Origin of the sequence: Enterococcus sp. UD-01, assembly GCF_044909655.1 — a bacterium.
Lineage (GTDB): Bacteria > Bacillota > Bacilli > Lactobacillales > Enterococcaceae > Enterococcus_L.
In genome coordinates this window covers 90,785-111,207 of sequence record NZ_JBIYEU010000011.1, presented here as the reverse complement: position 1 = coordinate 111,207, position 20,423 = coordinate 90,785, and the positions used below count along the sequence as shown (strand labels likewise).

Below are 20,423 nucleotides of genomic sequence, written 5' to 3'. Positions count from 1 at the left end.
GCAAAATTAGGGTATCTTTCACCCGTTGATTATCGATTAACAAGATCAAATTGAGTTGCTCTTTTTATTTTGTATCAAAAAGTAGTTGCACTTCCATTTGTATGTCCAGACTCTTATGATTAAAGCCAGTCGTTTGCCAAAACAGTGTCTTGCTTTATTTAATTTTCATCGGTGTCAATTGTTCCTTAATAGCTTCTAAAGAAGTGTCCACCTGCAGCAGTGCCGCCGCTGTATAGGCACTTTCAATCAATGCCGTATCAAATAAAAGTACGTTCTTCTCCGTTGCATCAATCGCCATTTCTAAATTCATTTTAGCGCTTCCCAAGTCATAAAAAGCCAACAGCGTTTGAGCAGAATTTTCGTCAAAAGCAGCCATAATCTTTTCAAAAGAAGTACCGACTTCTCCCTGCTCTAATCCAGCCGCAACTGTGATCGGTACATCCTGCGCTACTTCCCGAATTAAACGAGTAAGCCCCTCACCAATTTCCTTTACATGCGAAACAATCACAATTCCGTTATTCATTAAAAACACCCGCCTCTATTAAAGATTCAAAAAAATATTTACTGGACATTGCTCCAGGATCAATATGTCCGATAGAACGTTCACTAACATAGGAAGCACGTCCCTTGGTTGCTGTAAGATCTTTTGTTGCTTCTACGGCTGCATCTAAATCAACCTGCGTCAATTTTCCTTTCCTAAGCGCTTCAATAGCAGGAGCCCATTCATCCAGCATCGTCTTTTCTCCCGGCTGACTATTCCCGCGTTTTTCAATCCCGGCAAGACCTGCCTCTAATATCGGCAAAGCCTGATCGGTTGAAGCACTAGCCTTGGCCATCTCCAACATCGCTGTTCCATAAAGCGGCCCGGAAGCTCCTCCCACCTTACTAATCAACGCCATAGCCGTTAATTTAAACACATCCTGAACCGTTTCAGGCTGCTTACTGTCAAGACTTTCCTTCACAGCAGCCATTCCCCGAACCATATTATTGCCATGATCCCCATCACCAATCGGCGTATCCAATTCACTCAAATAATCCTTATTCTTATCAATCTTTTCCTTAAACAAATCCAAAGCCTTAACTAAATTCACAACAGAAAACATAAAATAACCTCCTAATTTAAAAGTGGAACAAATCGTTTAATCTTGTAGAAAATTAGGAAATTGACTTTGAAACGCTCTTTGTTTCACTGGCAATTTATCTATTTTCCTAAAGATTGATTTGTGTAGCTGGATAACTTAAAAGCGGAACAGGCTCGTCCAGCTCTGACAGAAAAATAGGAAATTGAGAAAAAGGCGCTTTTTGCCTTATTCGCAATTTATCTTTTTTCCGAAGAGCTAGCCTGTGCAGCTGGATAGCAATAATGTTCAACACTTTCTTGCGAAAGTCTTGTACTGTTCATCATCAGTTCAATTTCATTTCACTGTGATTCTCAGCAAAAGCGGAACAGGCTCGTTCAGCTCCGACAGAAAAATAGGAAATTGAGAAAAAGGCGCTTTTTGCCTTATTCGCAATTTATCTTTTTTCCGAAGAGCTAGCCTGTGCAGCTAGATAGCAATAATGTTCAACACTTTCTTGCGAAAATCTTGTACTGTTCATCATCAGCTCATTTCTTTCACTGTGATTGCCCCTACCAAGCTGGTGTTTCTACTTCTTCATTCAATCCGTCCACCCATGCTTGTTCTGCTTTCAACATTGTTAATGATAAGCCGGCCATTTCCAAAGAAGTCATGTAATTGCCCACTTTTGAAAAGACAATGTCTAATCCTTTTTCTGCCAACAATTCCAACGCATCATTACAGAAAATATATTGTTCCATCAACGGCGTGCCGCCTAAGCCATTCACTAAAATCGCATAACGGTCTCCTTTTTCCCATTGAAACGCTGTTTTTAGCTTAGATATCAACTCTTGGGCCATTTCTTTTGAGGTTTTGATCTTTTCTCTCTTATATCCCGGCTCACCGTGAATGCCTACACCGAATTCAACCTCATCATCGGCCAATACAAATCCTGGTTTACCCACTTCCGGCACCGTTGCTCCTGTCAAAGCGACTCCAATCGTTTTTAAATTTTTAACGACATTTTCGCCTAATGCAGTTAATTCTTCCACCGTCGCCCCATTCCGAGCAGCAGCACCTATTATTTTATGCACTAAAATCGTTCCGGCAACCCCGCGTTTTCCTTGTGTGTAAGTACTGTTTTCTACGGCAATATCGTCATCGACGACAATCATCCCGACCTTGATTTCTTCCATTTCCGCTAAATCCTTCGCCATTTCAAAATTCATAATATCACCAGAGTAATTCTTCACGATCATGACAACCCCTTGTCCTTGATCAATCGCCTTGATCCCTTCAAAAATCTGATCCGGTGTGGGCGAAGTAAACACCTGCCCACAAACAGCAGCCTGCAGCATACCTGAACCCACAAACCCAGCATGCGCCGGTTCGTGCCCGCTTCCGCCGCCGCTAATCAATGCCACTTGCTTCGAAATCTCTTTTTGCTTTAACACAAAGGTTTCCGGTACTTGTTCAATCGTTTTCTGATGAACACGTACAAAACCGGCGACCATTTCTGGAACCACATCTTGTGCTTGATTAATAATTTTTTTCATGACGTTCCCTCCTGATTTCTATACTTTTACAATACTACCTTCCCATAAAATTTACAAAAGACAGACACCACTTGTATCCGCTTTCATTCATTTTATTAGCAAGTGTCCAATTTAGCAACTAAACACTATAAAAATGAGAGAGGCTGGGACAGAAGCGTTAAACTCCGAGAAATAAGAAGGAATTCACGAAAATTGTTCTTCAAATTTTTGTGAATTTCGGCTTATTTCCGAAGGAGTTGCTTCTGATCCCGCCGTTTATTCGTACTTAGAGCGTGAAGCAAAAGTGTTATTTACTTTTGTCTCACGCTCCTCTACTTACAAATAAACGATAACCAAATGTCAGACCCTTCGGCAATTTCATGAAAATCCGATCAATATAAAAAGTATACTGTTAAAGATTCTGCTTTTCCAATACTCTTAAAGAAATATAACCAAACACAACCGTTGAAATAATCGTTAGAAGTAATTGGAAAGTATACACGCCGTTGAAACTGAAATCAAAAGCAATGGTCAGCGTGCTTAAAATACCTGTTACCAAACTATTCAGCATGTTGAAACCGATAAACAGCATAAATGAAAGATTTTTTCCTTTCATAATAATGCACGCCGCTGCGATTAACATCAACATATTTATATAACCAAAGATCCCTGAGAAGATCAGCTTGACTACACTCAAATCAGTATAATAAAACACGCTAGTAAAGCCTTCAACAAAATCATTCCAGCCGCCTTCCTGTGCTATTTTTGCCACACATAAAATGAACGGAATCAACGTAATTGCCACGGTTAAAGCAATGGTACAAATAAAAATTGCGCCGACCTTTGCAAAAAATAATTTTCTGCGGTTTACACCAGATGCCACCATCATAGCCATCACATTATTCTTATAGTCCATTGAAAGCATATGAAAAGGATAAATATAAGCAAAGATAACATTCCCCATGATCAAAATAACCCAAATAATTGCTAAAGTCCCAATCATAGCAGCTGTTGAGCCTGAATCATAATAAGAATCGGTAAGGTTAAAGGCACTCAAAGCCAATAACGTGAAAATAATATTTAAAACACCGATTATTCCGGCTGCAATTAAAAAGCTTTTGTCACGTAAAAATTTAAACAATTCCATCTTAAAAATCAGTTTACCAGTCATTATCGCCCCTCCTAATTCAATTTCTCATCTAAAATTTTCACTTTAGATAATTCAGAAATCTCGATTTCTTCCTCTAACAAACGTTTTTTCACTTCGCTCCAACGTTCATCTGAGATATCTAATTTAATTCCGTCTTCATCCATCTGATAATAGTAATTCACTTCATCAAGAATCGCTTGTAAACGAGTATTATTTGTTGTAGCTACTCGACGGATTTGTTTTTCTTTTTCAGCATTAATATCAATTGTTTCTGTAATGCGACCGCGGTCGATCACATAAACAAAATCACATAACGCTTCTAAGTCATTTTGGACATGACTGGAGATTAATAAGGTTAAGCCTTGTTCTGTTAATTGTTTCAAGTATTTCTTAAACCATTTTACTGTATCAATATCCAACCCGCGAAACGGCTCATCTAAAATTAAAATTTCCGGCGTATGCATTAACGCTATCAACAATATCAATTTCTTTTGCATGCCATAAGAATAACTTTTGACTTTTTGGTCCAACACAGAATATAAATCTAATTCCTTCGCTAAATCTCTAGCCTTTTCTTCATCAAAATTTCCGCGCAAACCAGAAAAGTACTGAATATTAAACCAACCCGTACGATTGGTATAAACGGACATTCCGTCTAAAACAATCCCCACATTTAGCAGGACTTCATTATGCTGTTTGACAGAAGTATCATCAATTGAAATATCCCCTTGATAATTAGAAATAATATTTGTCATACATTTGAATAACGTTGTTTTTCCGGCACCATTGTGACCTACTAAACCATAAGACGTGCCTTTTTCAAAGTCCAATGAACGAATATTCAATACTTCTACTCGACCATAGCGCATGATTAAGTCTCTTACTTTAATTTCCATAGTAAACTCCTTTAATTTTTTCTGCTGCTTTTCTTTTATTTTTCCTATATATAAAAGCTAACATTATCAGTTTATCATGTTTTTTCATGTACCGGGAGATAATTTCTGAAATAAGATCGTTTCATAAGATAATTTAAACTTATATATTGCTTTTTTCTAAACATTAAATATCATGATACAAATTTCAGACGATAGAAGCCAAACGACGCACCATGTAAAAGCTTCGTCTACTTCTCAGCTGAAAAATCCGAATAATTAGCCAATACTGTATAAAGCGCTTTTTTATCGATATATTTTTAGTCGTTTATATTGGTTTTCACCTGATTGCTATCATCATTTTCTCTTGTGAACAATAAAGTAAACGTACCATCACCGTAAGCAAAATCACTGATTACAAAGCGATATGTCCATTCCTGCATGTCAATCTTTTTAAAATGTTCCGCAACAACATTGTATACACCTCTTTCTCGATGCATGCGCCCTTCAATTTTTATTGTGTCATCTTTTATTTTAATGGTATGAATCGCTTTTTTAGAAAAAGGAAGTTGTCTTAATTGTTCTGGAAACTCAGCGATTGTGCGATCGATGAACCGCTGATGAGTATAATTATTGATAGCAATAATTGTTGTTAAAAATAAAACAACACAACCTATTCCTGCTAAAAAATAAGGCTTTTTCATATAATCTCCTTCCAGCTGTTATCTTAGGATCGAAATTGCTAGCCTATAACTAAGATAAATTAATTTTTCCAAAAACACTGTATTTTCTGTCTTTATTAAACAAAATTTAACCAAAAAACACCAAAAAAGGCGAGACAAATGGAAAAAACAGGTTTGTCTCACCCTATACTTCCTAATAAATAGCAGCTTCTGTTACTTCTTCCGCCCTTTGCGAATAATATCAATGACTAAAAATATAATCGCAAACAAAGCAATTCCATAGCCCATGATCCCTAAAATTGATACAAAATTACTTGTCACACCCTGATGAAACTCAACCAGCATAGAAGAACCAACAATCAATGCAGCTAAAATCAAACCAATCACGACACGATTTACCATATTTTCAATGCGATTTAGCAATTCATCTTGTCGTTTTAGTTCAAAATTAATTTTGGACTTGCCTCGCGTAAAATCATCCAGTGCTTCAACTATTTTCGTTGGGATTTTCGGCGCAGCTTTCGCTGAATAAAGCAAATCAATCCCCGCTTTTTTCGCTTCAAATTCCCAATTTATTTTTTCTGTAAAATACTTTTTGGCAAACGGCGTCGCAATTTCCACCAAAGAAATCGTCGGGTCCAGTTCGCGGATCATTCCTTCGAATGTCGCCACTGCCTTAATCAGCATCGTCACTTCCTGAGGAACCTGCAAGTTGTTTTGGTGACAAATATCAACTATTTGGAAAAATAGGGTCTGCAGATTCATTTCGCCGATACCTACATCATAATTATTATCCAGCAAAGGAGCCAACTGTTCAAAAAACAGATCCTCATCAAGTGGTCCTTTTTGTCGACAAAGCTGCAAAATCGCCCGGCCAATCACTTTCGCATTATTCCCATACAAGCTGTCCATGACATTCGTTAATTTTTGAATCATCGCAGCATCAATGCGGCCCATCATGCCAAAATCTAAGAAAACCAATCGATAAGGCGGCAGTTCTTGCTCTTTTTGATAATCAAATGAAGCCGAACCAAAACCGAAGGAACGCTTAATGTGCTGTTCTTTTATCGTTTCTGTTGCTTTTTGATGATCTGTTGGAAGCAACTGTACAAAAATATTACCCGGATGAGGATCTGCATGGAAATAGCCATCCTCAAACACCTGCTTCACAAAATTTTGAACCAAGATATCACCGAAATATTTCTTCCGCTTTATCTCCTGCTCTGATGGCTGAGCGGTGCTATTTTTCACAAATTGCTTAATGCTCATGCCTTCCATAAATTCCATAACCAATACTTTAGAGGTACAATATTCCTGATAAATCATTGGAGATCGAACGATTTTCCACCCATTATTTTTTGCATAAAATGCTTGCCCATTCTCCGCTTCCTTTAATGAATTCAATTCATCGATCAACGAACGTTTAATTTCCAAAAAAAACTCTCTGGGATCAGCAACCGTAACTTTGGGGATATATTTCATTAAAGGCAAGGCTTTTTCCAACAATGATAAATCCAGCATGATAGCTTCTTTAATTCCAGCGTGCTGGACTTTAACTGCAACCTCTTGACCATTTAGCAACGTTGCCTTGTGCGTTTGACCAATGGATGCAGAAGCAAATGCCTCCTCTTCAAAAGTCAAAAAGATATCCGTTAAGGCCAGCTCAGTTTCCGCTTCAATAATTGTTTTTACCGTTTGAAAGTCATCTTTTTTTACATTATCCTGCAATTTTCGTAGCTCTTTAATGAACGCCGGTTTTAAAATATCCGTTCGTACCGAAAGCATTTGTCCAATTTTGATGAATGTCGGTCCTAATGACTCAAATGCCTCTCGTACCTTTTCAGGATGCTCCTGTTTGGCTAAGTTTTGCAGTACATTATACGACAAAAAAGTTTTGAGAATTTCTTTGAAACGTGCCCGTTTAGTCTGTTCTTTTGCTGCTATTTTTTGCGTGTCTTCTTTTATTGAAGGTTCTGTCATAGTCATGCCCTCCCTTTGTCTTAATAGTAACGGGAAGCGGCTATTTGAGCAACTTAGACGATATCGGAAAAGAAGTCCTTTTTTTATTCCAGCCTCTTCATTTTACTGTCCAAGATACACTTCAAAATATTCACTTAGTAATTCATAGCCTGCAATTTTGTGCTCAATCTCTTTAGGACAATAGAGCCATTTTCCCATGACTTTGCGTTTTTGCGAAATTTCATTCACTTCTTCCAAAAACTCAGGCAATGCATCAATCAACTGCTGACAGCTTAACTCATTTCCCAATAGAATATCCCTTTTTTCTCTTTCAAAAACAGATAGCCAAAGATATGGCAGCACCTCGATTTTACGAATACTGGTATAAAACTCTTTTTTGGGCAGCATTCCTCTATGCCCTATTCCACGACTTACTTGAAACAATGCATGAATATCCCATTCTAACTTTTTTAAATGACTTAAGGTAGCGATGTCTCGTTTACTATGCTGCTTGTCGTTTGCCTGTCCGTTCCAAGGTCGGATGGAACTGTCCGGACGAGGATGTTTTTCTGACACACGCTCAAGCATTTCTTCAATAGCTAACGTTACTGTTGGTCTTGCTTCTGTCTGTTCCGCAGGACGATTAGGTTTAGTCGCTTGTAAAAAGGTTTCTTTAGATGGGAAATTCCGCTTATTTTCAAAGGCAATTTTTTCATTTTCCTTTGTATATGTATGATTTGCTGCAGCAGAAACCAAGGGTTGAATTGGCGGACTCGCCTCTTGTACTGTAGTTTCGTTACTTACGATTGCTTGATGCAGCTTTCGTTCCAAATCAGCAATTTTTTGATTCGCTTGAATGATCTGGCTATCTACATCGCCCACCGTTTTCGTTAACCTTTTAATTTCAGTAATATTATTTACCAATTGTACTTGTTCTTTTTGCTGTTGTTCTGTCAACTTCTGCTTATTATACAATTCAGTTTCAATTGTTTGTAATTTATTGGTCAGCTGATTGATTCCCTGAGACAAATTAACTATTTTGGAAATCGTTTCCTGTAATTGTCCATGATCTTTTTCTATTTTTTCCATTATTTCATCTTTAATCGCTACTTGTTCCATAGTGACTAATTTTTGATTCATCTGCTCCAGCTGTGTAGTGATATTCACTATTTCCTGACCGGTCTCTGCTAGTTTTTTGTCTAGCTCTGTTTGACGCTGGTCTACCTTTCTTGCTGTTGCAAACGTTACTTTTGGCTTTTTTTGTTTGTTTCTTTCAACAGATTGATTCAAGGCAACTATTTTTTTGTCAGAATCTTGAACCGCTTTATTCAGTTGCTCAATTTTAGCTAAAGCTTCTTCTAGGCGACTTTCAAGCGTAGGCGCTGCCTCATCTCCCGGTCCTAGAACGATTTTAAACTTAGGCGGCTTTTTAACTTTAGCGCGTTGCGCTACTGTATCTTTCACATGCGCTTTAACCTCTGTAAATTCAGTCATTAGCTGCGCAAGCTTTTGAGACAGTACTTCTAATTTTTTACTATTTTCACTTTCCAGCGCCTGCTTCCCAACTGCTTTACTTGGAACTACTTTGACAACCGGCGGCGTTCGCTTTTCTTTTATTGTTTGTATGTCACTATACACTTCATTCAAATTTTCGTTAAATTGATTCATCATTTCGGACAACAATAAAACTTCACTATTTGTTTCTTGTAACCCTTTGACCATCTCTAACGGAATTTCTTCTGAAAATTTGGATACATGCTCCAGAGCGGGCGTCATTACATTTAAATCGCTGAACCAATTGCGCAGTTCATTCATTTGTTCTTTATTTAATGGTTGCGCTAAGGCCAATAACACAGTCAGATAAGCCGCTTTGGCTGTAACACGTAAATAGAGTTTTTTGATCATATAATCATCGAAGGCTTGATTAAATTGGTCTGGTACATCTACAAGCAATCCTTCAATTTGCGTTAACTCTTGATAATCTACTTTCCATTCAAATTTTCTTAGAACATACACTGAATAATGACTTAAAATGTCATCTGAATAAAGTTCTTCCCCTAAACGATCTACCTCAACTTCTTTTCTAAGGAAAACCTTTTTATTAATGGCTGTATTTTTTGCAAAATTCAACTTTTCCATATGTACTAACGGCTCCTTTTAGTTATAACCTTACCCTTTTTATCCGTACTTCTATTTGCTAACTATAATTTTAACTCATAATTCAAGCTCTTTGTTTTCATAAAATAAACAATAATAGCAAAAAAATGATAATATAAGCTATTTTTTTGTCAATAATTTCGTTTTTACGTTTTTTATAAAATAAAACTAAAATAGCTAGTTTTTCAGTCTTCATTTTTATATTGATTTTCAATGCGCCGATCCGGAATGATCCACATGATTAAAATGCCAATATTCATTACAATCACAAAATAAGGGTGCAGCAGCCAGCCCAGCAATAAGCCGACGATGTTCAAAAAAATGGAAAAATAGGATTTATTGTACCGACGAAACAGCTGACTCAACTGAGATTTTTCTCCGTTAGTACGAATTAATGCGATGGTTAAAAGTAAATATGCGCAATTTGCCAGCAGTGTCACTACGCCATAAGTTAACTGTGGAATCAGACTATCAAGAAAATCACCCACCCAAGCCGTTGCAAAAGGAACCAGTGTCAGCGTAAAAATAAAAAAGTTATTCGCCCAAAGTACTCGGCCATCGATTTTTTTTACCAGCTGGAACATATGATGATGATTATTCCAATAAATGGCCAACATTACAAAACTGATAATATAAATAAATAATTTACGCTCAACTCCGATTAAACCAGCCAATGTATCGGATTGAGGCTGATGCAGCTCTAAAACTAGAATCGTCATAACAATAGCAATCACAGCATCTGTGAAGGCTTCAACTCTTGATTTTGACATACGATCTTCTCCTTTAATGTAAATGAAATGCTCCGACTTAAGACAGTCGGAAAATCAGCCTCAAGATGGATGCTCCAGACTTCTTTCCTTGCTATACTTTATTCATAGACAAAGACAAAGCGGAGGATGTACAACATGAGACAACGATCAATGGTAATGAACATATTAATGGTTATTGGGTTATTTATTGCAGGAAGTATTATTTTAAGTATAGTAATGGGCATCGTTGGCAGCCTATTATGGTTCGCCGTAAAAGTACTGATTCCTGTAGCGATCGCTGTTTGGCTGGTTCGCTTAATTGCAGGGCCTTCTAGACGAAACCGCCGATATTACTAATTCTAAAAGCTTAAAAGGATGAGGCAAAAGTTTGAATAACTTTTGCCTCATCCTTTTTCCAGATTTTATCTAAAGGCATACACAATATGAGTAATTCCGTAGAGCATAAAATAAAACCCGACTAAAAAGCTCAAAGTAAGGGCGGAAGACAATGGATTAAAGAAAAGCATTACTCCTAAAATAACCCCTATAACATCTACAATTAAGCGAAACCAAAAATAACCCGTACTTACACCTTTCGCTAAATCTAAGGTAAATAAATTAATAATAGAATCAAAAATAAACCACAACGCAAAAACAAATGGTAAAGCCGCTACACCGATTGCTAGATTAAATAATAAATAAATACCAATAATAATATCAATTACACCTAAAACAATCGGTGCATACGCCTTATAGCCCGTCAGTTCTTTCATTCTGTTACGGACAAAAATTTCAAAAACTCCTTTTAGGATCGCAAATATCGCAAAAACAATCACTAATGCAAGTAAGTTGCCGGCCGGATCTTGAAAAGATATTAATGCAGTTAAAACAAAAAGAATTCCTAAAATTAACGAACCCCAGTCAACGCCATTTTTCTTAACATCATTCATAAGCTTGATCTCTCCTTTACTATTATTACTATAATATTATGGTACTCCCAAAAATTGGTCTAGTCAAAAATAAAGGTCTTTAGATGCTAGCAGATCAGAAGCTTTATATATTTTAAAATTTATTATATATATCCCTTTATAAACAAGTAAATATCAGGTTTATAAATATATTTAAGTGAAAAATATCAAAAATAAACAAAATAAAAACAAAATTTGACAAAAACTTCTTGATAAGTTATTTTAAAAAAGTACGTAAAAAGTACAATAATAAAAGGGGGACTATTGGAATGAGAAAAAAATTGGGGCTATTGGTTATGTTGATTGGTACTGTCTTTGTAACATTAGCAGGCTGCGGCAGCAGCAACAATACTAACGGATCAAATGAAAAAGCCAAAGAAAACATCACTAAAAAGGCTAAGAAATCGACTGTTGAGGAATTTACTAAGCTGACAGAAGCTTACTATGAAAAGCAGCAGAATTTAATGAAGAAACAAGCTGAAGCACGTTCAGGAGATTTTGAGGTTGTGAGCAAGCACTCTAAGGATTTAGTTGCTTCTGAGGAGTACAAAGTATGGAGAGATGCAGCTGACCAGATAGATGCCTTCAAGATATCGGCAAAGGAAGAAAATGCTGGCCAACTTATTGAACTACAAGATGCCTTTAAAGAATACAATAAGGTACAAACAGAGTTCTTCACTAGATTAGCTGAAGCCACAGATGTTAATATGTATAACCAAGTGAATAAAGATCTGGTTCAACAATTGAATGATACACAAACGAAATTTATCAACATTATGAACGATATGAATCAATAATTTTATAGGCAGCCGGGACAGAAGCGTTTAACTCCGAGAAATAAGCCAAAGAGTTGCTTATGTTCCTGCCGTTTATTCCTATTGAAAGTGTGAGGCAAAAGTGCAATTTACTTTTGTCTCACATTTTTGTCTGTTTCTTGCTTGTTCTAACTATAGTAAAAAGCTATTCTTCAATGTTAAAATACTTTTTTAGCAAATCGTGGTATGATAGTTAAGAATATTCATGAAAAAATATATGTTTACCGGAATAGAGGCTCGAGACATGAACAAGTCATTCACTAAACAAAATAACAAACTAAAAGAACAGCTTTCTCCAGAAAATCAACAGTACTATGAAGAATTGTGCGCACACCTTAAAGGTCGCGACAGTAAAAATGCTGATGATTTAGAAGAAAAGCTCAATCAAATCTTAAATAAAATTCTAGCTGCACAAAAAAAACAGCAGTCTGCTCAAGAAGCTTTGGGTCAATCGCCCGCAGCATTAAGCAAAAGACTTTTAATGGAAAAACCCGCGCTCATACAAAAGTCCGTGAGTAAATTTATTTTTTTATTCTTTTTAATTTTCTTGCAATATAATTTATTTGATCATCTTTTACAACCAGTCATTGTGATTCGCTTTTTCAATACTGTACTTCCGATCGTTCTTTTAATAACCGCAACATTTTTAGGTCTTGCAGCAGCCAGCGCATCTTTTTCATCAAGAAATCGCAAAAAGCAATATAGCTTAGTAATTTTAACTTTGGCTTGTTGGCTTGGCAGCATTTTCAGTCCGCTATTCGATAAGCAGCCGCTACTTGCTCAGCAACAGATCGTTTCGCAGCAGTTATTTGCCGGCATTTTACTGCTCATTACAATCGCACTGTTGGTTATGCAGTTTCATTTTAAAATGAGCTCCGGCGGTATTTATATTACTACGTTTTTTGCTGTCTTAGAGGGGTGTATTCTGCTTCAATTAATTAATCCAATTTTATCTGCAACAGGAATTAGAATTTTACTTTGGCTAGTGAGCTTTATCATCCTGATGTTCAATTTTTGGAAAATAGCGCCAATAAAAAATAAGATCTAAGACACACCTTGTCTTGGATCTTATTTTTTTATTTATAGGTACCAAATAACCATTCAATGTATTCCTATTCTATAGCAAAGCAGATCGCTGTCCGCCTGCTCATTTTAAAGACATTCGACAGCTTTAGCTGTTTTTTTTCTTCCCCATTGATCGAAATGCGCGTTTAATGACATCAAAAAAGCTTAAAGACTGTACCATTCTTTCCGGTGCTACATAGGTCTGCATTTGACGCAGCACTTTTTTCGGTTGCTTAGAAGAAAATGTAAAAGTACCGTTTTTCTTTGTTTGAAGCGCGTAGCGGGGGATCCATTTACCTTTAAACATGACAGAGGCTATCACGTAATCCACTTCTTCCCAGGGAATCTGTATGAATTTTCGTGTATCGCGAGAATTGTAAAATTCAAAGCCTTTATCGCCTATCATGATTTTTCCATAATCAGTCAGTCCTGTAAAAGCAGTAGCATCTGTGATGAAATCTACTTGTGTGTTTAATGATTGAACCATTGTTCTGCCCTCTTTTCTTTTACCTGTATTTTCTATGTTTGTCTTTTGATTGAGCTATGTAAGGAAACTTGGGATAAGCAATAATTCCCCCAAGTTTCCGTGTTAGTAGATTATAATAAACCGATCAAATGTCCAACAACACCAACGACGAATAAGCCAAGGATGATGACAATTGGAGACACTTTTTTCTTAAGCAGCCACATACATAGGAATGTAAGCAACAATGCTGCTAAGCCTGGTATCAATTGGTCAAGGTTGTCTTGTAAAGTCGTTACCTTTGTAGCGGACAGTGCTTTACCTGAAGCTACATCTTGAAAGGCTTGCTGTAAGCCTGATCCGTTCATTGGAATTTTATCCCATTCAACATAGGCACCTTTATCCAGTTTAACGCTGGAAACGACTGGCAGGAATTTAATGGATACCCACCGTTGTACTAATGCTGCCAGAACGAACATCCCTAGTATAGAGGCACCTTTTGTTACATCCTGTAATAAACCACCGGAAAGGTCATCTGTGATTTTAGAACCTGCTTTATAGCCGAATTCTTGTGTATACCACATGAAGGCCCAACGAATCACGTTCCATGCAACGAAGAAGAGAATCGGACCTAAAATGCTGCCGCCCATAGCTAGAGAAGCACCTAAGGCACCAAGCATCGGACGAACTGTAAACCAGAACACAGGATCGCCGACACCGGCTAAAGGACCCATCATCCCAACTTTTACCCCTTGAATCGCTACGTCATCAACTGGTGCGCCATTGGCACGTTCTTCTTCAAGTGCTAAAGTAACACCTAAAATTGGGGAAGCAATGTATGGGTGAGTATTAAAGAATTCTAAGTGACGTTTCAATGCTGCGGAACGATCTTCTTTTGTTTTATATAATTTTTTAATTGCCGGAATCATTGAAAATGCCCAGCCGCCGTTTTGCATACGTTCATAGTTCCATGATCCTTGAATGAAGGTAGAGCGCCATGCAACAGCTAAACGATCTTTTTTCGTTAATTCAATTTTTTCTGCCATTTTTTTCTCCTCCTTCAAGACTAATAGTCATTTAAAATATCATCGAGCGGATCACCAGTATTTCGGTTGCCGCCACCGCCGCCGTTTGAAGAACCACCCATTTTAGATAGGTTCAAGTAAATCAAGGCTAAAGCAACACCTAAAGCACCAAGTGCGATTAAAGTTAATTGAGTGATTGCTGCAACAACGAAACCGATAATGAAAAATGGCCAAACTTCTTTTGTCGCCATCATGTTGATGACCAATGCGTAACCAACCGCTACGACCATACCACCACCGATAGCCATCCCATCAGTCAACCATGCAGGCATTGATTCCAATGCTGATTGTACCGTTTGTGCTGGAATGAATAGAAGTGCGCCGGCAGGGATTGCAATACGTATCCCTTGCATACATACAGCTAAAATATGCAACGCTTCAATTTTTCTGATATTGCCTTTTTCAGCCGCGGAATCCATCATATGAACGATTGGTACAGCTAAGGTACGCACGATCATTGTTAAGAATAGTCCTGCTACTGCAAGCGGAACGGCAATGGCGATTGAAGAAGAAACGGCATCTTTTACTGAAATACTTTGAGAGCCTAATGCTTTAACTAAAATAATTGCTGATGCAACAGATGCTAAAGCTGCATCCGGTGCGACTGCTGCTCCAATATTTGCCCAGCCTAGTGCGATCATTTGTAATGTTCCGCCTAAAATAATACCAGCTTCCAAATGTCCTGTCACTAAACCGATTAACGTACATGCAACTAGCGGTTGGTGAAACTGAAATTCATCAAGAATTCCTTCCATACCAGCTAGAAAGGCAACAATGATTACTAAAATAATTGATATAATAGACATGATAAGCCTCCTACTTTTGATTAAATTTTTAATGATTAATGCGCTTGTGCTAACTCACTTTTTGCTTTTTTAAGAATTTCATCCATGTTTGCTTTGGAATCATTCGGTACTTTGCGGACATCGAATTTCACGCCCATGTCAGCTAGTTTTTCAAAGGACTCAACATCTTCTTGGCCCATTGACAATACCTTGCTAACCACAACTTTACCGACTGAATGCGCCATAGAACCCACATTTACCTCTTGAATATCAACGCCGGCTTCTTTCACTTTGACCACATCTTCAGGATTTTCAAAAAGCAGTAACGCTTTCGTATTACCAAAACGAGGATCTTTAGAGATCTCAATCATTTTGCTAATTGGAATAACATTGGCTTTTACGCCTGGAGGGGCAGCCTGTTCAATTAATTTTTTACGAAGATCGTCTTTAGCCACAGCATCTGATACAACGATGATCCGGTTTGGTAAGACGGATTTCGTCCATGCAGTTGCAACTTGTCCATGCAGCAAACGTGAATCAATCCGTGTCAACACAAATTTGATTTTACCGTCTCCGACTACTGTTCCTTCCGGCAATGCGCCTTTAGGCTGTGCATCTTGTACAGCCGCTTTTGGAGCTTCTGCTGGTTCCAGCTCTTCCGGTTTAATTTTTACGCCTTCTTTAGCTGTTTCTAAAATATGAGCGGCAATTTCTTGAGCAGAGTTCATAGAAAAACGAGAAGCGTAGGCTTCGATCAGCATTGGCAAGTTCAAGCCGCTGACAATGGCCCATTTATCTTTGTGTTCTTCATATAAAGTATTTGCTTGGTTAAACGGAGTTCCTCCCCATAAATCAACCAGAAACAGAACCTCATCCTCTGGATCAAATGTTGCAATGGCCTGTTTTAATTTTTCTTTTAAATCTTCAGGTCCTTCGCTCGGCATCAATACAACTGCTTGTACTTTTTCCTGTTCCCCGAAAATCATGGAACCGGACTGCAAAATACCTTGAGCAAATTCCCCATGGCTAGCAAGAATAATTCCTACCATAATTTGATACCTCCCATTTAATTTAACGTTTTTTCAACTATCTGATCATTAGCATATCACTTTCTTTTCTGAAACAGCTTCTATAAAATAATGTAGATAGAAAATGGCTGGAGCTTTTTTAGTGTTTCAGTAAAGTGTATCCTTCACTCGCTGGTCACTGACCCTGTTTTCGATAGATCCACCTCTTTCATTCCTTTTACCTGACTCAACTGCTGCACCTACCGTGACCTAGCAACATCTATAGAATCTGAAAAAGGAACGCTTAAACCAGCTGCTCTTTTTTCAGTAATTCCATCAAATTTACTTGGTTGTCGGCGACCACTTTCCGGATTTCCAACTCGATACCCTGCTCATGTAAATATTTGAACGCTTGAATATCTTGTTCATCTACTGCCACTGCATTGGTAATCATTCGTTTTCCACCGGTGAAGCTCATACCGCCAATATTGACAGAACGAAAGGAAACATTTCCCTCTACTACGCGTTTGACATCAATGGGATTCGTGAACAGCAGCATGACCTTTACCTGTTCAAAGCGTGCATCGGCAAAAATTTCAATCATTTTTTCAACCGTAATCACATTCACGATAACGCCGGGCGGTGCTGCTTGTACCAATAAAGCTTTTCTTAACGTATCGTGTGCGACAGCATCACTAATAACTAAAATGCGATCAACGTTTGTACTTTTCGTCCAGACCGTTGCTACTTGTCCATGGATTAAACGATCATCAATTCTTACTAAGCGAATATCCATTCTCACTTGCACTCCCTTTAGTTCAATGCCACTAATACACAGGTTAACGCCAAGCCTAGTGGTTCCCTTTGTTTTGCTCTTTAGTATAAAATACTATGTCACGCCATTTATTGCCAAAATAACGACCAATAAAATTGTATTCTGTCACTATTTATTTAAAGCAAGTTTCGTGCCAAAAATAGTGTATCTATCTAAAACGCTGTTTTAACAATATTCTTAGAAAAAAACGAAACAAAAGCGATACACTTTATTTGTGTATCGCTTTTCTGTATCTAAATTAGTGTATTATCTGTATCTATTTGCTGATTTAACTGCGCGTTGGCTACCAGCTTAATAATGTAATAAATTTCGCCTGGCGGTAACGTTAAATTCAAGCTTTGTTTTAAATATAGTGCAGCTTTCATCGTTATTGAATAATTCGGTTCCTCCAACAGCACATCTAATTCTGACTGCTCCACACTAAGAATATCTCCCAACAAGATTCTTTCTACGGCTCCTGCTAAATGCATCACTAGATTCACATAAAACGAATAATCCTGCTGCATGGACAGTCCTGTACGAATAATATCCGCAAACGTCCATAATGGTTCAATTATTTTTTTACCATTAATATAAGTAAAGCTTTGCTCCATGTAGTCCACACAGACTTTTTTCGCTGATAATTCATTCAATTCCTGAGCTTCTACAGAAATATCGCTTTCCATTAGTAGCTTTTCGATAATTTCCTCTGCTTCACCGGAGAAGAAAGTTTCCATGGAGATGTAAGGCGCAGCAATTTTAGGATCTGTAATCCCTGTCGTTGCCAGCACATAATATTGCTTTTGGATATCTGCCAGTTGTTCCTTCATATCAATAACTGATAACGGCAACACTTCAAGCTCCAAGCCTAAATGCACCGAAACCGACGATTCGATCATTTCCTTCATTCGCTTAGCTGTTCCTTCACCAGACGCACAGATCGCTACAATCACCCGCTTTTTAGCATGAGCTGCAGGATCTGGTTTTTCCTGACGAATGCCGGCATATCCTTGGAAATTTTTCAGGGATTCATACAATGTATCTAATTGTGTATCAATTAAAGACGTTTTCCGAGCGGTTTCTAAAACGACCGGCGTTGTAACCATGTCAACCGTCCGTACATCAATTCCTGTTTGTCGTTTAATTTCATCTGTAAACGTTGCTAAAGAACCCATGTCAACTAAAAGTATAACCCCGCTATCTTCGTTCACTTCTTTGACTGCACTGACAATCTGATTCAGCGCTTCTTTGGGCTGCATCTCCAAAGGCATATCAACAGCTCTTAAATTATCTACATTCAACAGCTGTGACACAACCTGTACCATGCTGGTAGCAGTACTTTGCCCATGCGCAGCAACCACAATGCCAATGCGGCCGGCGTCTTTGTTTTCCCGTAAAGAAATTAGCAATACAGCCAAATAATACGTTTCGAATTCAGGGATTTTCATTTGATAGCTCATTTCAATAATCCGTTTAATTTCCTGCGCGGTTTCAAACTCCAGAGGATAATCAAGAACCATGTCACGAATATTTTCATTTAATTGCTGGCGCCGTTCTTCACCATTTTGAATACGTTTCAAAAAAGAACTGATATGCAAGCTCATAGCATAAACAAAATTGGACTGAAAATTATAGTTGAGCTTTTTCCGAGCAAAATTATAAATTTCCTTGGTCACGTCAATAATCCGTTGATCGACAATCTCGGCTAATTTATTTTCTGTATCGAAGGTAAAACCATGATCTTTGTAAAAGGATTTTAAATGGACGTTAATATCGGTTGTAATGAAGTTATTGATTACTTCTTGATCTAAGCCGTCCGCTTTTAACAAGGCAGCCTTATCTCCAATAATTTCATAAAGATTGTACGGCAGCTCATAGGAATCTGACTGAATCGTTACCAGCGGCTCATTTGGCGTAACCAGCATTTGCGGCTCCAGATATTTAGATAGCTCAGCCAACGTTTCACGATTACTGGCCAGCTGCATCATGCCGTCTTTGATACTATCGGTTAATTCATCAAGTGTGATGGTCAATTCATCCTGATCAATATGATTTAAAAAGCCTCGCGCAGTAACCAGCTGAACATTGGATTTCAGCTGGCCGACATTTCCGTAAGAAACACTGCCGATTAGTGCTTTAACCACATCCTCGGACAAGGAAATTTTACGCTGAATTCTGGAAGCTTCCATAGAAATCATTACTCTCAGCAAATCAATTTTTTCCTTCGCCGGACGATCAACAAAATTCGGCAGTTGAATAATGATCGGGATCCGCCGGACAAACGTATTTAACAAAGAAGAAGTTGGATTTTCCGTTGTAGCGCAAATAATTCGCACATCTGCATGCCGATTTTTTACTGTTTCACCTAAGCGAGAATATGTTCCATGATCCATAAAATAAAAGACCATTTCTTGTCCTTCCGGCGGTAAGCGGTGAACTTCGTCTAAAAAGAGAATACTACCATCTGCTTCATGAATAATGCCTTCTTTAGCTTTCGTTGCTCCCGTAAACGCTCCTTCGGCATAGCCAAACAAATGCGACATCAACAGCTCAGGGTTATGCGCATAGTCGGCACAATTGAAAACAACGAGTTTCTTATCCGCTTCAACTACATGATTTAACAACGCAAATTGAAACATGGCATGCGCAAAATAGGTTTTCCCGGATCCTGTCGGGCCAGTGATTAAACAGTTTAACCCTTTTGGCGGATACAAAATCGCTGCCTTAGCTTGTTCTACCGGTGTTCTCATACTGCCGGTAGAGCCGATCATGCCTTTGAAAATATCTTCAACTGGATACTTTTTAACAGGACGTTGCTGTAGATTATTTTCAGCAGGCTCTACCAAATTATTTTCACGATAGCTTTTGACCGGCTTCGTCAACGGTTGATATTTGAAAATGGCTTTATCGACATACTTCACAGGACGACCAGCTGTTTTTTCCAGCAAGCCATCACGCACGAGCTGATTTAAATCTTTACTGGCATTGGAACGCTGAATCGCCAGTACCATGGATACCTCTTCTGTTGTTACCCCTTTACCAAGAGAAACATCAGCGGGCGTTAGCTCTTCTGTTTGCTCTTTCACATACTGATAGATACGTTCAATCCGTTTCATCGTTATCTCTCCTTAAAAAGATACACTAAATTCTATGTGTATCATACAGTGTGTTGCTTAAAAAGTACACTAGAAGCCCTTGTAGATTAAAATGTTTCACATGGAACAGCATTTTTAAGAAAACCAGTAAGATTTTCAGGAA

At 38.0% G+C, this 20,423-nt stretch carries 19 protein-coding genes; 3 read left to right on the top strand and 16 right to left on the bottom strand.

Features of this window, described 5'->3' with window-relative positions; translation table 11 throughout:
* Positions 1-154 precede the first annotated feature (154 nt).
* The 9 genes from dhaM to ABH902_RS10525 form a co-directional block, all read right to left on the bottom strand.
* Positions 155-523 carry a dihydroxyacetone kinase phosphoryl donor subunit DhaM gene (dhaM, locus tag ABH902_RS10565; protein WP_404590684.1) on the bottom strand — a complete coding sequence of 123 codons (369 nt, stop codon included), beginning with the start codon at positions 521-523 and terminating at the stop codon, positions 155-157.
* Positions 516-1,103 carry a dihydroxyacetone kinase subunit DhaL gene (dhaL, locus tag ABH902_RS10560; RefSeq protein ID WP_404590683.1) on the bottom strand — a complete coding sequence of 196 codons (588 nt, stop codon included), beginning with the start codon at positions 1,101-1,103 and terminating at the stop codon, positions 516-518. The genes dhaM and dhaL overlap by 8 nt, the downstream gene beginning before the upstream one ends.
* A 527-nt stretch (positions 1,104-1,630) precedes the next feature.
* A complete protein-coding gene (dhaK, locus tag ABH902_RS10555; RefSeq protein WP_404590682.1) occupies positions 1,631-2,614 on the bottom strand; it encodes a dihydroxyacetone kinase subunit DhaK in 984 nt (327 codons plus the stop codon).
* A 391-nt stretch (positions 2,615-3,005) separates the two neighbouring features.
* Complete coding sequence (locus ABH902_RS10550; RefSeq protein ID WP_404590681.1) at positions 3,006-3,764, bottom strand: hypothetical protein; 759 nt, start codon at positions 3,762-3,764, stop codon at positions 3,006-3,008.
* Positions 3,765-3,775: 11 nt separating this feature from the next.
* Positions 3,776-4,639: an ABC transporter ATP-binding protein gene (locus tag ABH902_RS10545; protein ID WP_404590680.1), complete on the bottom strand. Its 864-nt coding sequence runs from the start codon at positions 4,637-4,639 to the stop codon at positions 3,776-3,778.
* Between the two features lie 296 nt (positions 4,640-4,935).
* Positions 4,936-5,319, bottom strand: coding sequence for a hypothetical protein (locus ABH902_RS10540; RefSeq protein ID WP_404590679.1), 384 nt, complete (start codon positions 5,317-5,319; stop codon positions 4,936-4,938).
* Between the two features lie 192 nt (positions 5,320-5,511).
* Complete coding sequence (locus tag ABH902_RS10535) at positions 5,512-7,278, bottom strand: ABC1 kinase family protein (RefSeq protein WP_404590678.1); 1,767 nt, start codon at positions 7,276-7,278, stop codon at positions 5,512-5,514.
* 102 nt (positions 7,279-7,380) lie between these two features.
* On the bottom strand, positions 7,381-9,396 hold the full coding sequence (locus ABH902_RS10530; RefSeq protein WP_404590677.1) for a hypothetical protein: 2,016 nt from the start codon (positions 9,394-9,396) through the stop codon (positions 7,381-7,383).
* 203 nt (positions 9,397-9,599) lie between these two features.
* Positions 9,600-10,184 carry a TMEM175 family protein gene (locus tag ABH902_RS10525; protein ID WP_404590676.1) on the bottom strand — a complete coding sequence of 195 codons (585 nt, stop codon included), beginning with the start codon at positions 10,182-10,184 and terminating at the stop codon, positions 9,600-9,602.
* A gap of 135 nt (positions 10,185-10,319) precedes the next feature.
* Here ABH902_RS10525 and ABH902_RS10520 point away from each other — a divergent pair, with 135 nt between their 5' ends.
* Positions 10,320-10,520: a hypothetical protein gene (locus ABH902_RS10520; protein WP_404590675.1), complete on the top strand. Its 201-nt coding sequence runs from the start codon at positions 10,320-10,322 to the stop codon at positions 10,518-10,520.
* A 65-nt stretch (positions 10,521-10,585) separates the two neighbouring features.
* Here ABH902_RS10520 and ABH902_RS10515 read toward each other — a convergent pair whose 3' ends face one another.
* Positions 10,586-11,113, bottom strand: coding sequence for an HdeD family acid-resistance protein (locus ABH902_RS10515; RefSeq protein WP_404590674.1), 528 nt, complete (start codon positions 11,111-11,113; stop codon positions 10,586-10,588).
* Positions 11,114-11,400: 287 nt separating this feature from the next.
* On the opposite strand from ABH902_RS10515, the gene ABH902_RS10510 reads away from it, so the two are divergent.
* Positions 11,401-11,928: a hypothetical protein gene (locus ABH902_RS10510; protein WP_404590673.1), complete on the top strand. Its 528-nt coding sequence runs from the start codon at positions 11,401-11,403 to the stop codon at positions 11,926-11,928.
* 262 nt (positions 11,929-12,190) lie between these two features.
* Positions 12,191-12,994, top strand: coding sequence for a hypothetical protein (locus ABH902_RS10505; RefSeq protein WP_404590672.1), 804 nt, complete (start codon positions 12,191-12,193; stop codon positions 12,992-12,994).
* 123 nt (positions 12,995-13,117) lie between these two features.
* Here ABH902_RS10505 and ABH902_RS10500 read toward each other — a convergent pair whose 3' ends face one another.
* The 6 genes from ABH902_RS10500 to ABH902_RS10475 form a co-directional block, all read right to left on the bottom strand.
* On the bottom strand, positions 13,118-13,498 hold the full coding sequence (locus ABH902_RS10500; protein ID WP_404590671.1) for a DUF956 family protein: 381 nt from the start codon (positions 13,496-13,498) through the stop codon (positions 13,118-13,120).
* A gap of 110 nt (positions 13,499-13,608) precedes the next feature.
* Positions 13,609-14,520 (bottom strand): PTS system mannose/fructose/sorbose family transporter subunit IID, encoded by a 912-nt coding sequence (locus ABH902_RS10495; RefSeq protein WP_404590670.1) that lies wholly within the window; start codon positions 14,518-14,520, stop codon positions 13,609-13,611.
* A 20-nt stretch (positions 14,521-14,540) separates the two neighbouring features.
* Positions 14,541-15,365 (bottom strand): PTS mannose/fructose/sorbose transporter subunit IIC, encoded by an 825-nt coding sequence (locus ABH902_RS10490; protein ID WP_404590669.1) that lies wholly within the window; start codon positions 15,363-15,365, stop codon positions 14,541-14,543.
* Positions 15,366-15,400: 35 nt separating this feature from the next.
* Positions 15,401-16,393 (bottom strand): mannose/fructose/sorbose PTS transporter subunit IIA, encoded by a 993-nt coding sequence (locus ABH902_RS10485; protein ID WP_404590668.1) that lies wholly within the window; start codon positions 16,391-16,393, stop codon positions 15,401-15,403.
* Between the two features lie 262 nt (positions 16,394-16,655).
* Complete coding sequence (locus ABH902_RS10480) at positions 16,656-17,153, bottom strand: mannose/fructose/sorbose PTS transporter subunit IIB (protein WP_404590667.1); 498 nt, start codon at positions 17,151-17,153, stop codon at positions 16,656-16,658.
* 266 nt (positions 17,154-17,419) lie between these two features.
* Complete coding sequence (locus ABH902_RS10475) at positions 17,420-20,281, bottom strand: sigma 54-interacting transcriptional regulator (protein ID WP_404590666.1); 2,862 nt, start codon at positions 20,279-20,281, stop codon at positions 17,420-17,422.
* Between the last annotated feature and the right edge of the window lie 142 nt (positions 20,282-20,423).